The 11,541-nt window shown below is 63.9% G+C and carries 13 protein-coding genes; 3 read left to right on the forward strand and 10 right to left on the reverse strand.

The features are described 5' to 3' along the window. Positions 1-4 precede the first annotated feature (4 nt). A complete protein-coding gene (locus A9971_RS04270; RefSeq protein ID WP_053159226.1) occupies positions 5-430 on the forward strand; it encodes a type II toxin-antitoxin system HicB family antitoxin in 426 nt (141 codons plus the stop codon). Positions 431-517: 87 nt separating this feature from the next. On the opposite strand, the gene A9971_RS04275 is transcribed toward A9971_RS04270, so the two are convergent. The 5 genes from A9971_RS04275 to A9971_RS04295 all read right to left on the reverse strand — a co-directional run bounded on the left by A9971_RS04275 (position 518) and on the right by A9971_RS04295 (position 4,367). Further along, complete coding sequence (locus tag A9971_RS04275) at positions 518-1,063, reverse strand: hypothetical protein (protein ID WP_183001458.1); 546 nt, start codon at positions 1,061-1,063, stop codon at positions 518-520. 46 nt (positions 1,064-1,109) lie between these two features. Continuing rightward, positions 1,110-1,289, reverse strand: a complete 180-nt coding sequence (locus tag A9971_RS04280) for a hypothetical protein (RefSeq protein WP_123725200.1) — start codon at positions 1,287-1,289, stop codon at positions 1,110-1,112. Positions 1,290-1,424: 135 nt separating this feature from the next. Then, complete coding sequence (locus A9971_RS04285) at positions 1,425-2,858, reverse strand: RtcB family protein (RefSeq protein ID WP_019095389.1); 1,434 nt, start codon at positions 2,856-2,858, stop codon at positions 1,425-1,427. A gap of 198 nt (positions 2,859-3,056) precedes the next feature. Beyond that, a complete protein-coding gene (locus A9971_RS04290) occupies positions 3,057-3,458 on the reverse strand; it encodes a hypothetical protein (RefSeq protein WP_183001459.1) in 402 nt (133 codons plus the stop codon). Positions 3,459-3,569: 111 nt separating this feature from the next. Then, the gene (locus A9971_RS04295) at positions 3,570-4,367 is read right to left on the reverse strand and encodes a hypothetical protein (RefSeq protein WP_183001460.1); all 798 of its coding nucleotides are present in this window, start codon (positions 4,365-4,367) and stop codon (positions 3,570-3,572) included. A gap of 226 nt (positions 4,368-4,593) precedes the next feature. On the opposite strand from A9971_RS04295, the gene A9971_RS04300 reads away from it, so the two are divergent. Further along, positions 4,594-5,166: a type 1 glutamine amidotransferase family protein gene (locus tag A9971_RS04300; protein ID WP_183001461.1), complete on the forward strand. Its 573-nt coding sequence runs from the start codon at positions 4,594-4,596 to the stop codon at positions 5,164-5,166. A 117-nt stretch (positions 5,167-5,283) separates the two neighbouring features. Here A9971_RS04300 and A9971_RS04305 read toward each other — a convergent pair whose 3' ends face one another. The 5 genes from A9971_RS04305 to A9971_RS04325 all read right to left on the reverse strand — a co-directional run bounded on the left by A9971_RS04305 (position 5,284) and on the right by A9971_RS04325 (position 10,145). Then, the gene (locus tag A9971_RS04305) at positions 5,284-5,751 is read right to left on the reverse strand and encodes a DUF6368 family protein (RefSeq protein ID WP_183001462.1); all 468 of its coding nucleotides are present in this window, start codon (positions 5,749-5,751) and stop codon (positions 5,284-5,286) included. Positions 5,752-5,902: 151 nt separating this feature from the next. Continuing rightward, complete coding sequence (locus A9971_RS04310) at positions 5,903-6,298, reverse strand: hypothetical protein (protein ID WP_015636029.1); 396 nt, start codon at positions 6,296-6,298, stop codon at positions 5,903-5,905. A 132-nt stretch (positions 6,299-6,430) separates the two neighbouring features. Next, on the reverse strand, positions 6,431-7,693 hold the full coding sequence (locus tag A9971_RS04315; RefSeq protein WP_183001463.1) for an FAD-binding oxidoreductase: 1,263 nt from the start codon (positions 7,691-7,693) through the stop codon (positions 6,431-6,433). A gap of 10 nt (positions 7,694-7,703) precedes the next feature. Then, on the reverse strand, positions 7,704-8,792 hold the full coding sequence (locus A9971_RS04320; RefSeq protein ID WP_259652365.1) for a polyamine ABC transporter substrate-binding protein: 1,089 nt from the start codon (positions 8,790-8,792) through the stop codon (positions 7,704-7,706). 51 nt (positions 8,793-8,843) lie between these two features. Continuing rightward, positions 8,844-10,145 carry an FAD-binding oxidoreductase gene (locus A9971_RS04325; protein ID WP_183001465.1) on the reverse strand — a complete coding sequence of 434 codons (1,302 nt, stop codon included), beginning with the start codon at positions 10,143-10,145 and terminating at the stop codon, positions 8,844-8,846. Positions 10,146-10,281: 136 nt separating this feature from the next. Here A9971_RS04325 and A9971_RS04330 point away from each other — a divergent pair, with 136 nt between their 5' ends. Then, positions 10,282-11,259 (forward strand): LysR substrate-binding domain-containing protein, encoded by a 978-nt coding sequence (locus tag A9971_RS04330; RefSeq protein WP_183001466.1) that lies wholly within the window; start codon positions 10,282-10,284, stop codon positions 11,257-11,259. Positions 11,260-11,541: the final 282 nt, after the last annotated feature.

Consider the following 11,541-nt stretch of genomic DNA (forward strand, 5'->3'; position numbering starts at 1 on the left):
GACCATGTACGACTACGCCATTCGCTTCGAGCAAGACCGTGCACCGGGAGTGGCGGTCTTCTGCCGCGATCTGCCCGAACTCAATAGCTTTGGCGATGATCCTGAGCACGCCATCAACCAGGCCATCGACGCGCTCGAAACCACGCTGTCCCTTTACGTCGACCAGCGCCGCGCCATTCCCCCAGCCTCTGAGCCGCTACCAGGGGAACAGGTCATTCATTTGCCAATGGTGACCGTGGCCAAGATAGCGCTGTGGAACACGATGATGGAGCGGGACATGCGCAAGGCCGATCTATGCCGACTGCTCGGAATCCACCAGGCCCAGGGAGATCGCCTGGTGGACTTTCTACACAGCTCCAAAATGGAACAGCTGGAAAATGCCCTCGCAGCCCTAGGTAAACGTCTTGCAGTATCAGTGGAGGCGGCATAGCCCAAAACGGATAGCCAGCACGATGGCCGAACGCAGGCATTGATCCGTGGGCAACCCGGCAGGACGCCGGGTTAGCCGCAGTGGGCCTCAATCAACATCAGCCACGCACAACACCCACCACAGATTCCGCGCCCCCTGGCAGGCGACATAGGCAGAAGAAATCGTCGAATCCCTGGTCAACTCAGACCAATCAGGGCTATCGAACCGATACACCACCAGCTCGGAAAACGGCGCGGGAAACACCGCCTCCAGCGCCTCATCCACCAACTTCCGAGCGTTGGCTAGGCTCAACCCACGGAGCGCGTGATGACACCCGCCCCGCAGCAGCACCGCCAGCAACGAGCCCTCGAACTCATATCGATTCAACACGGAAAAGGACCCGAACCCAGGCTCGATCTGCCCAATAGCCGTCGACCTGGCGAGGTTGCTGAAACGCTCCAGAAACTCGGCCAGTCGCGTTCTCTCATCCAACGCCTTGATTGAGGGATCTGGCTTGAAGAAGCTGGACACCACCTCGCCACACTGAGCAAGCACGGCAAGCAGTTCGACAAGGGGTTGCTTGTCGACGACGAACTCGCTGGCACCGGTAAATGGCGCTACAGCATCGCGCTTCAGACTTTCATCTTGATTCATGATCGAGCACTCGACTTTGGCCACAAACGGGCAATCACCATGGTGGCTACCGCGCCCTGGGCTTTTGCGGCCGTAGATAAAAACCAGAAATAAGCGCAATCAGCACCAGCATCAACGCCAGGCTGGGATCACCTTTAGGCAGCATGAATTGATAAAGGCCAGCGCCCATCGAGAGCATCGACCCCATGCACAACACAAACCAAACAGCTTTTTTAACCAGCTTCACGATCTGATGACATCCCTTCCACAGATAACTTCAACGGCACCACTCAGAACGACCAGGCCGGGGGACGACAATGTATCGGCCGCACAGTTGCACGGCAAACCCGAATACCCTCCCCGCCCCACAGCCCTCTCGTGCTTACGCCTTGAACGTCAGGATCGGCGAAAACCGCGCAATCACCGATACCGTGCCCTCTTCCACCTGGGACTGGATCACCTGGCCAATTTCCTTGTAGGCCCCCGGTGCTTCTTCGATCATCCGCTCTTCCTTGGTGGTGATGCACTCCACGCCCTGCAGGCCGAGGAAGGCCTTGTCCTTCTTGGCCTTGAACACCACCTCGCTGCGCGACATGGAGCGTCCGGCGCCGTGGCTGGCCGAGCGCAGCCAGCGTTCGTTGCCCAGCCCGGTGAGCAGGTAGGAGTCATGCCCCATGCTCCCCGGAATCAGCAGCGGCTGCCCGGCATAGGCCGGTGTGGCGCCTTTGCGGTGGACGTTGCCGCCTTCCTCGCGCAGTACGATGTTGTGCGGTACATCGACAATCAGCGGCGCTTCGATGCCCGCGCCGAACACCTGCCGAGTGCGCTGGCGCACCATTTCGGCGATCAGTGCGCGGTTGGCGTCGGCGTAGTGCGCGGCGCTGTGCATGGCCAGCAGGTACTCATCGGCCATCTCGCCAAACAGGGCGAATATCTTCGAATCGGGATGCTTGATCCCGGCCGGCCACAGGGCCTTGGCCTTGTCCATCCAGCGTCGGCCTACATAGAAGCCCACGTCGCGAGAGCCGGTGTGGATCATCATCACCACCTGCCCCACGGACAGGCCCTGGGCGAAGCAGGCCTGGCGATCCACCAGTTCGGTGACCACCTGGATCTCGACAAAGTGATTACCACCGCCCAGGGAACCCAGGCCCGGGTCGCGAAGGATCTTGCGCGAAAGGTCCTGCAGGGCCTCCGGTGCATAGTCGGCGCTGCCGCGGGCAAAGGACGACTCATGCAGGCCCGAAAGCTCACGCTGCAACTGGGCGAAATCCGCCCCGGCAAACAGCCCGATCGGGTCCTGTTGCTGTACCTGAGCCCAGAAATCCCCCAGCCCCGAAGCAAACAGCGCGCTCATGGCCGTGGGGCTGGTGGGAATATTGCGCGTGCCTTCCAGCAGATCGCCACGCACCAGGGCGGTCCACTTGGCCTTTTGCGCCATGAACTGCTCGTAGTTCAGCCCCAGCTTGTGCAGGCGCATGCCGCAATTGATGTCGGTGCCGATGGCTTGCGGCACCACCATGTCGTGGCTGGTGACGATCACGCTGCCCACCGGAATCGGGCTGCCGGTATGGAAATCCGGCGTGGCGCAGGCGCACTTCACTTCGCCGCCATGGGGGTGGGCGACCTTGGCGAAATCCATCAGTTGCAGGATGGCTTTCTCTTCGATGGCAAAGCTGTCGGGCAGCAGCAGATCCACCTTGAGGCCGGCGTCATTGGTGGACGAGATAGAGAGGGAATTGGAATTCAGGCGTTCGATGGCCACCCCGGAACGGGCGAGCTTGTGCTGAATTCTTTTCAGAGGAGTCTTGGTCATTTTCAACTGCTTTTCTTGGACGCAACAAAACAACCACCCTTTTGGTGGCTGGAATTGTCTGGTCAGCAGCGAAACTTAGACGGCGCGGATAATGGGGGAATGACGCTGTGGATGTAAATAGCCGGGGAGAAATTATTTAAGGAGGCGCCCGGGCAGACGCCTTCGCCAGCAAGCCGACTCCTGCAGTGCAGCGGCGGGTTAGAAGTTGAAGCGCACATCCTTGACCACCTGCACCGTGCCCCAGTGGAAATTGCACAGCCGCGCCACTTCCAGGTTGCCCTCGCTCACCGGTACGCAGCCGCCCTTGAGGGTCACGCTGCGGGTGCCCTGGCGCGACAGCGGGTACTCCACGGCTGGCCCGGCGGGAATACGATGAACCAGGGTCACGTCTTCGGCGAAGTCGTCGGTCATGCTGAAGATCAAGCTATCATCCACCGTCAGGCGGTAGGTGTCGTGTTGAAAGGCCGCGCCCGGCAGCAGGCACATTTGCGCACTGTGCCCCTGTACCTTCTGCTCCTGGCAGTTGGCGACCTGTTCGGCATATGCGCCGTGCGCCAGCAACAATGCTGCCAGCGACCACAGCCCCTTTGACTTGAACATCGGCCCTGCCTCCTAGGGAAAAGGCCGCTGTTATACCCGAGGTGCTGGGGGATCACCAGCGACCGTCTTCGTGAGCAAGCTAGCGCCGGCATCAGTGTCCGCTGTCGTCTGTCAGGGGAAACTTTTGTCCGGCCCACCCTTCCAAGGCGTGTACAGCACCGTGGCAGACACGGTCGGCAGCTTGCCGTCGATCAGGGCGAAACCCGGCATCTGCCGCAAGTCCAACTGCTCACATAGCTGTGTGGCGCGATTGCGCAGTTGATTGTCGGGTTTGAACGACTCAGGGCGGTAAGCCACTTCCCGCAGGTTCACCCAGCACTCCTGCACCCTGCCCTGGGGATCGGCCTTGACCTGGAAACTGGCCACGCCGACGCTGTCCACCGGCAAACGGGCCAACGTGTGCGCCCAGAAGAAATGGCCTTTGGCGTATTGAACCGCTGTGTAGTCAAACGCCTTCAATTGCTCGGACTCCAGGGTCAAAGGCGGGAATATCAACGTAGCCTTGACCTCCAGCATGCCATCAGGCTCAAAAGCCACGGCAGGAGCCATAGGGAACACCGTGTCCCAGCAGATTTGCCTGACCATCTCACCGAGCGGCGGGTTGTAGGGATAGGCCATTGCTGCAGGTGCAGGGCTGCTCTGCGCCTCACAACTGACGACCTGGTTCTGCCGATTGAACTTCATGAGCAGCTCCACGCTGCCCGACAGTTTATCGGCGTTGGCCCTGAGGCCATCGCGATGCAGCACCTGCTGCACGGTGGCGGCGTAAACTTGAGTATCTATCTGGCGCTGCTGCTCTTCCTGGGATAGCGAGGTGCCCGGCGCGCCGGATTGGCACGCGGACAGCGCCAGAAGAGCGCCGACCAGCAACGCGCACTGCGCCGGGAGCCTGCTCGAAAAACTGTACATACTCAATTCCTTTGATGGGCTCATCCACGAGCCGTCCTGCTCTGTGCTCAACGACGACAAGGCGGTGGATCTTAAGCGAGCACTACTCTTGAAAGCCAACGACAATTGCTGGCGCCCTCAGGCTTTGACATTCACCTTCCTGAAGTGAAAGCTTCTCCAGCCGCACGCTGAAAATCGGGTTACGCTGCTCCCCCCAAGGCTCATTTACCCAAGCAAGGACCGCCCCATGACCCGCGCCATTACCATTGTCTGCGACAATTTCGCCGACTGGGAAACCGCCCTGATCAACGCCACCGGCCGTGGCTACTATGGCTTCGACTGCCGTTACGCCTCACCCAAGGGCGCCATCGTGACCTCCATGGGCGGCCTGCGGGTGACCCCGGACCTGGCGTTGGAAGATATTCGTCTGGATGAGGTGGACCTCTTGATGGTCTGCGGCGGGACGGTCTGGCAAAGCCCCCAGGCGCCGGATATCCGCGAACTGCTACGCGCGGCCAAGGAGCGCAAGCTGGTCCTCGCCGGCATCTGCGACGGCACCCGCGAACTGGCCCGGGCCGGGGTGCTGGACCAGCTCAAGCACACCTCCAATTCGGCGGACAACCTGCTGGCGGTGGGTTATGCCGGCGCCGCGCACTACCAGGATGTGCCCCATGCGGTAGCGGACCAGCGCGTGGTCACCGCCCCGGGCAGCGCTCCAGTGAGTTTCATGGCACAGATTCTCGGCGCCCTGGGCATCAGCGACGACAACCTGACCTTCTACCTGGGCCTGCACGCCGCCGAGCACCGCCAGCAAGCCTGACCCTCCCCTGTAGGAGCCGGCTTGCCGGCGAAAGCGATCTCCCGGCCGCCTTGGCTGGCAAACCAGCACCTACGCAAGGTGTCGGGTGGGGCGGCAGTGCGGGCGTGTAGCCGTGGATTATTTCACCAGTCGAAAATCCCGGTGGCCCAACCATGCCGAAAAGTCCGCAGCGCTGAAAATGCTCTCGCCCTCATGCTCGATGATCGCCAGCCCCGCCAGAAATTCGCTGTCCCGGGTGTAGGCATGGATGCTGGCGCCGAAGGCCAGTACGCCATCCAGGTGACGGGCCAAGGTCAGCGCCGCCTGCCCTAGGCGCTGGTGATCCGCCTGGTCTTTATCCATGGCCGCCAGGCTCAGAATGTCTTCAGGGAGCCATCCCAGTTGCCCGGCCAGCCCGGCATATTCCGCCAGCTCCCCTGGATATTCGGCCCCCATCCCGAACAGCATGGGGCTACCGCCAATGAAGAACGAGCTCGTACCGGCCCAGGGTTGATCCGCAATTGCGGCCAGACAGGCCCGCACCCGGTTTTCGAGCAAGCCATCGATCTGGCGCGGTAAAAGCACCCTGACAGTCGGCCCGGCCATTGAGTCACCTCCTCCAGCGCACCGCATCCGCACCAGGGATAACAGGCGAGCCCTTGTTCGCTGCATCAGCAGGCATCAATGCTCAAGCCCGCTGCCGGTCAGTGCGTTCACCGGACCGGGAGCATAAAAGCCCGTGGTGCAATAGCCAAGCTCAGCGTCTGGAACCATTGACCCCCAACACCTCTTCCAACCGCTTCGCCTCGCCCTCCGTCAACAAGGGCGCAGGCGGTTGGACAAGGCGCTGGCTGGACAGGGCGGGCACCGGGGCCGTTGGTTGGGCCGCCTTCGCAGTACGGCTGCGGCTCGCGCTGCTTTGCGGGTACAGCGCTTCATCCAGGCATTTGTCGCGCATGCCCTGGCTGGACAGGCCGTGGCAACCGGTGCCGTTGGACAGGGCGCGGGCGCCGCAGGTGGCCTTGCTGTCGGGGTCCTTGAGGTCGATGCAGCCCAGGGAACCAAAACCATGGCCCAGTACCGAGGCGGGGTCTTCGGCGCAAGCTGCGCCGGCACACAGGAACAGGGAGGTCAGCACAAGTGCATTTCGCATAGGGGCGCGTCCATGGCTAGCGTAGGTCCCCCGGCGCCTTTCCGGCCGCCGGGCAGGTCTGTCGAGGGAAAAAGCCGTTGTAGCAGATGAACATGACCGTTTCCCTTCCCCATAACCACCGCTGTTGCGTGACTAGCGGAAACGCCCCGCCAGGAAGGGTTGCAGGTTCACGCTCGGGGTCAGCCCGCTGGCCTGTTCCGCCACCAGTTGCCCACTGATGGCGGCCAGGGTCAGGCCAACGTGACCGTGGCCGAAGTTGTAGTGCACCTGGGGCAGCAGCCGCGACTGGCCGAGCACCGGCTTGCTGTCCGGCAGCGAGGGACGAAAGCCCATCCACCGGGAAACCGGTTCGTGGTGCAGGGTCAGGAAGCGTCGCGCCGCCCGGGACAGGTAGTGATAGCGGCGCGGGTCCGGCGCGGCGTCGAGGCCGCCGAATTCCACCGTGCCCGCCACCCGCAGCCCTTGGGCCATGGGCGTCAGGTAGAAACCGCCGGCGCCCCAGCACACCGGGCGGCTGAGCAAGCCGCCAGCCTGATCGAACAGCACGTGATAACCGCGCTCGGTGTCCAGGGGAATCTCGTCCCCCAGGCTCTGCGCCAGGCGGCGGGACCAGGCGCCGCTGCACAACACCAGACGTTCGGCGGGCAGTTGCTCGCCACTGCCGAGGCGGGCAAGCACCCGCTCGCCGTCCTGGGCGCTGCGCTCGACCCCCTGCAACTCATCGCGGCGAAACACTCCGCCGCGCTCGATGAAGCACCGCAGCAAGCGCTGGCTCAATGCGAAGGGATCGAGGGTGCGGCTGACCTGGGACAGTTCCAGCGCCAGGGCCGCACGGGCGTTGAGGGCCGGCTCCATGGCCCGTAGCTCCGGCCCTTGCACCAGGCGCATGGGCACCTCGAACCCCTGGTGATAGGCCAGCATGTCGATAGCGCTCTGCCGCTCGTGGGCCTCGAAGATGTACAGCGAGCCGTCATGGCGCACCAGGTCGTTGGCCCCGGCATCGTCGAACAACGCCTGCCAGGCGCCCATGCAGGGCTTGAGCAGGCTGTGCAGATCATGACTGATGGCCTTGACCCGCGGCTCGCTGGAGCTTTGCAAAAAGCGCCATAGCCAGGGGGCGATCCGTGGCAGGTAACCCGGGCGGATCGCCAGCGGGCTGTCGCGCCGCAACAGCATGCCCGGGGCCTGGCGCCAGATGCCGGGGGTTGCCACTGGCTCCACGGCATAGGTGGCGAAGGTACAGGCATTGCCGAAGGAAGTGCCGCTGCCCGGCGGCTGGCGGTCCAGCAGGGTCACCCGCCAGCCCAGGCGCTGCAGCCACAGGGCGCTGGCCAGGCCCACCACCCCGGCCCCCACCACCACGGCGTGGCCGCGTTGTTGCTGACTTGCAATCATGCCGTGCTCCTCATGTGCCGCTGACGACCCGGGTCCACAGGCGAGTGCTCAGGCGCATGCCGGCCGGGGTCATGGTCTTGATCGGGAACAGCGTATCGAGCACCGACTGCGGCGGGTAGGCCGCCGGGTTGCTGCGCAACTGCGGTTCGATGTAGGGCAAGGACGCCGCATTGCCGTTGGCGTACTGCACGAAGTTGCTGATGTTGGCGATCACCTTGGGGTCCAGCAGGTAGTTCAGGTAGGCGTAGGCGTTGTCCAGGTGCGGGGCGTTCCTGGGAATCACCACCATGTCCATGGCCACGGTGGAGCCTTCCCTGGGAATGCTGTAGCCGAGGTTCACGCCGTTTTTTGCCTGCTGCGCGGTGGCCATGGCTTGCAGCACGTCGCCGCTGAAACCCACGGCCACGCAGATGTTGCCGTTGGCCAGGTCGCTGACGTACTTGGCCTGGTGGAAGTAGAGGATCGAGGGGCGGATCGCCTGCAGCGCCGCTTCGGCCTTTTTCAGGTCCGCCGGCTGTTCGCTGTGGGGGTCCAGGCCCAGGGCATTGAGGGTGATGGGCACCATCTGTGTCGGGTTGTCGAGAAAGGCCACGCCGCACTGCTTGAGCTTCTGGATGTTCTCCGGCTTGAACAGCAGCTGCCAGGAGTGGGTGACATCGGTGTCGCCGAAGATCGCCTTGATCTTGTCGACGTTGTAGCCGATGCCCACGGTCACCCACATATAGGGAATGCCGTACCTATTGCCCGGGTCGCTGGTTTCCAGCAGCTTCATCAGCTTGGGATCGAGGTTGTTCCAGTTGGGCAGCTTGCTGCGATCCAGGGGCTGGATCGCCCCGGCCTGGATCAGCCGCGGCAGAAAGTGGTTGGACGGGCTGGCCAGGTCATAGCCGCTGCCGCCGGTCATCAGCTTGGCCTCGGTGGTCTCGTTGCTGTCGATCACGTCGTAGGTAGTCTGAATTGCGGTGCGCTGGGTGAACTGGGCCAGGGTGTCCGGAGCGATATAGCCGCTCCAGTTGGCGATGCTCACGGTCTCGGCCGCCTGGACGCTTGCGGCGCACAAGGCCAGGGATAACAGTGCCGTAGTGGTGCGATTGATCATGTTGCCGCCCTCTGTGCTCTTATTATTGCGGCGTTTCATTCGCCGCGACGGTTAACGTTCGTGTCGCGCGCGCTGCACTTCCCAGCCCATGCGCAAGCTTGCTCCAATGTCGAAAAACGGTCGGGGTGGCAGGTAGCCGGGCCGGGCCTGGGACAGCACGTCCCGCAGCAGCGAGGAGTCGCAACCGGCGGCCATTTCCACCAGCAGCCGGCCCCACAGGGTGCCCCGCGCCACCCCCGAGCCGTTGCAGCCGGCCACCGCGTGCAGGCCTTCGGCGACCCGGCTGAAGTACGGCTCGCCGGAACGGGTGCCGCTCAGGTGCCCGGTCCAGGTGTATTGCAGGTCGGTATCGGTAATGCCGGGAAAGCGCTTTTGCAGGCCCCGCAGGTGTTCCTGGCGGCGCACCGCCAACTGCGCCGGGCCGAGATCGCGCTGGCGATACTCGACGGTGTTGCGCATCAGCAGGCGGCGCCCGGGCAACAGGCGCACCGTGGCCGCCCCGGGCAAGGTGGAGAGCACGCCCCAGCCCTGCTCATCCAGCAGCCGCTGCCAGTGATCTTCCTGCAGGGGCCGGGTGATGCTGGCGCTCAGCTCCAGGGGGAAGGTGCGGCTGTGCCGGACTCCGAGCCGGGGCAGAAAGGCACCGACACAGGCCAGCACCTGGGGCGCCTGGATCTCGCCCTCCCCGGTCACCGCCCGCCAGCCCCGGCCCGGCAGAGGCTGCAGGTCCTGCACCGGGCTGTTCTCGAACACCTCCACCCGCTCCGGCAGGCGCTCCAGCAGGCCCTTGACGTATTTGGCCGGCTGCAGCAGCGCGTTGCCACCGGCGCAGTGGATGGCCCGCTGGTAGAAGCCGCTGCCCAGGCGTTGCTGCAAGGCCGCGCCTTCCAGGTACTGGGCCTGGGCGCCCGCGGCATTCAGGGTGGCGACTCGGGCGCCGCTGTCCTGCAAATGCTGCCCCTGGTGCACGGCGAAGTGATAGCCGCCAGCGTCGAACTCGCACTCGATGCCCAACTCGTCAATGCGCCGGCGCACCTCTTCACCGGCAGCGATACCGATGCCGCAGGCAAGCTGAAAGGCCGAGTGGCCGGGCCGGCCCAGCAACTCATCGGCGCCGGGCAATTCATGGCTGACCACAAACCCCGAGTTGCGCGCCGAAGCCCCCTGGGCCGCCCGCTGGCGATCCAGCAGGACGATGCGTTGCTGGGGCAACATCCGCGCCAGGGCATGGGCCGCCGAGAGGCCGGTGATGCCACCGCCAATGATCAGCCAATCGGCTTTCTGTAGGCCCTTGAGGGTTGGCCGCTGGGAAGTCTGCCCTGCCAGGGCGATCCAGCCACATACATTGTTCAAAGCCTGTCACTCCTGCACAATCCATGCGCCCGGAGCATTCAACAGAACACTCAACCCGGCGCCACATGCCTACAATCTATGGATATGACGGCTTTATTTCGAACGTTATTAATTCATCCATCTATTCGGAAAACGCATGGATAACCCTCTTCGACTGCCCTCGTTGCAGGCCCTGCAGACCCTGGTCAGCGTGGCCCAGACCCACAGCTTCACCGAGTCCGCGGCGCGCCTGCACCTGACCCAGAGCGCGGTGAGCCGGCAGATCCAGCAACTGGAGGAGCACTATGGGGTCAGCCTGTTCGAGCGCAGCAGCCGAAGGGTCTCGCTGACCGAACAGGGGCGCGATGTCTGCACGGTGGCCACTCAAGTCCTGAGGTCCCTCGGCTCCCTGCAGGAACGCCTGGCCCCGGCGCCCCTGGACCGGCCGTTTCGCATCCGCATCTTTGTCTCCCTGGCGGTGCGCTGGTTGCTGCCGCGGCTCAGCGGTTTCTACGCCGCCAACCCCGGGCTGTGCCTGTCGATCGAGACCGTGGGCGGGGCCACGGTAGACCCCGGCGGCGATTGCGACGCCTATGTGCTGTACCTGCCGGAAGGCCTGGACGAGCGGCCGCTGACCCCGCTGTTCGACGAATACCTGGTACCGGTGTGTGCCCCAACGCTCAGTGACGGGCAATTGCCGCCGCGCTCCCTGGAGGAACTGGCCGGGCACGCGCTGATCCACGGTTCTACCAGCCGCCAGGAATGGACCGCCTGGCTGCAGGCCCAGGACGACCAGACGCCCCACAGTTACAAGCATCTGCTGTTCAACCTCGACGACCTGGCCCTGGACGCCGCAGCCCGGGGGCTGGGGGTGGCCATGACGGACCTGATCCTGGCCCAGGACTCGATTGCCCGGGGCAGCCTGCTGATCCCCTTTGGCCAGGCGCTCAAGACCGGCGGGGTCTATGCCCTGTGGCTACGCGACAGCGGCGCCGCGCATCCGGCCTGCGAAACCGTATTGAACTGGTTCCAGGCTCAGGCAGCCGAACGGGATCTGCCCGCGGCACAAGGCCTGGCTGGGACGATTGCAGCAGCCCTGCCCACCCTGGGTGGCAGTAAATCCCAGGCTGAATGACTGGACCAGGCCTGCTGCTCATGGGCCGAAAAAAACACTGAAGGGCCGATGAACACAGCCCGGGAACGCTCGAGCGCCGCCGGCGCTCAGCTGTAGAGCGTCACCATTGCCCAGGCAAAACACGCCAGCACCAGGGCCATCCCCACTACATATACCGCTAAAGCACGACCCACAGCATCACTCCACGAACCAGGCAGTCATCAACACACTCACTCTCGGGGTGAGTCATGGCGCGCATTCTAGCAGCGCGCGACGTCATTTTGACACGAGACTCTAAGCCTG

This window comes from Pseudomonas sp. UME65, assembly GCF_014170225.1.
Lineage (GTDB): Bacteria > Pseudomonadota > Gammaproteobacteria > Pseudomonadales > Pseudomonadaceae > Aquipseudomonas > Aquipseudomonas protegens.

Coding starts and splice junctions, on each gene's coding strand:
- A9971_RS04270 (WP_053159226.1), top strand. CDS start 5: ATGTACGACTACGCCATTCGCTTCGAGCAAGACCGTGCACCGGGAGTG.
- A9971_RS04275 (WP_183001458.1), bottom strand. CDS start 1,063: ATGAATCAAGATGAAAGTCTGAAGCGCGATGCTGTAGCGCCATTTACC.
- A9971_RS04285 (WP_019095389.1), bottom strand. CDS start 2,858: ATGACCAAGACTCCTCTGAAAAGAATTCAGCACAAGCTCGCCCGTTCC.
- A9971_RS04290 (WP_183001459.1), bottom strand. CDS start 3,458: ATGTTCAAGTCAAAGGGGCTGTGGTCGCTGGCAGCATTGTTGCTGGCG.
- A9971_RS04295 (WP_183001460.1), bottom strand. CDS start 4,367: ATGTACAGTTTTTCGAGCAGGCTCCCGGCGCAGTGCGCGTTGCTGGTC.
- A9971_RS04300 (WP_183001461.1), top strand. CDS start 4,594: ATGACCCGCGCCATTACCATTGTCTGCGACAATTTCGCCGACTGGGAA.
- A9971_RS04305 (WP_183001462.1), bottom strand. CDS start 5,751: ATGGCCGGGCCGACTGTCAGGGTGCTTTTACCGCGCCAGATCGATGGC.
- A9971_RS04310 (WP_015636029.1), bottom strand. CDS start 6,298: ATGCGAAATGCACTTGTGCTGACCTCCCTGTTCCTGTGTGCCGGCGCA.
- A9971_RS04315 (WP_183001463.1), bottom strand. CDS start 7,693: ATGATTGCAAGTCAGCAACAACGCGGCCACGCCGTGGTGGTGGGGGCC.
- A9971_RS04320 (WP_259652365.1), bottom strand. CDS start 8,792: ATGATCAATCGCACCACTACGGCACTGTTATCCCTGGCCTTGTGCGCC.
- A9971_RS04330 (WP_183001466.1), top strand. CDS start 10,282: ATGGATAACCCTCTTCGACTGCCCTCGTTGCAGGCCCTGCAGACCCTG.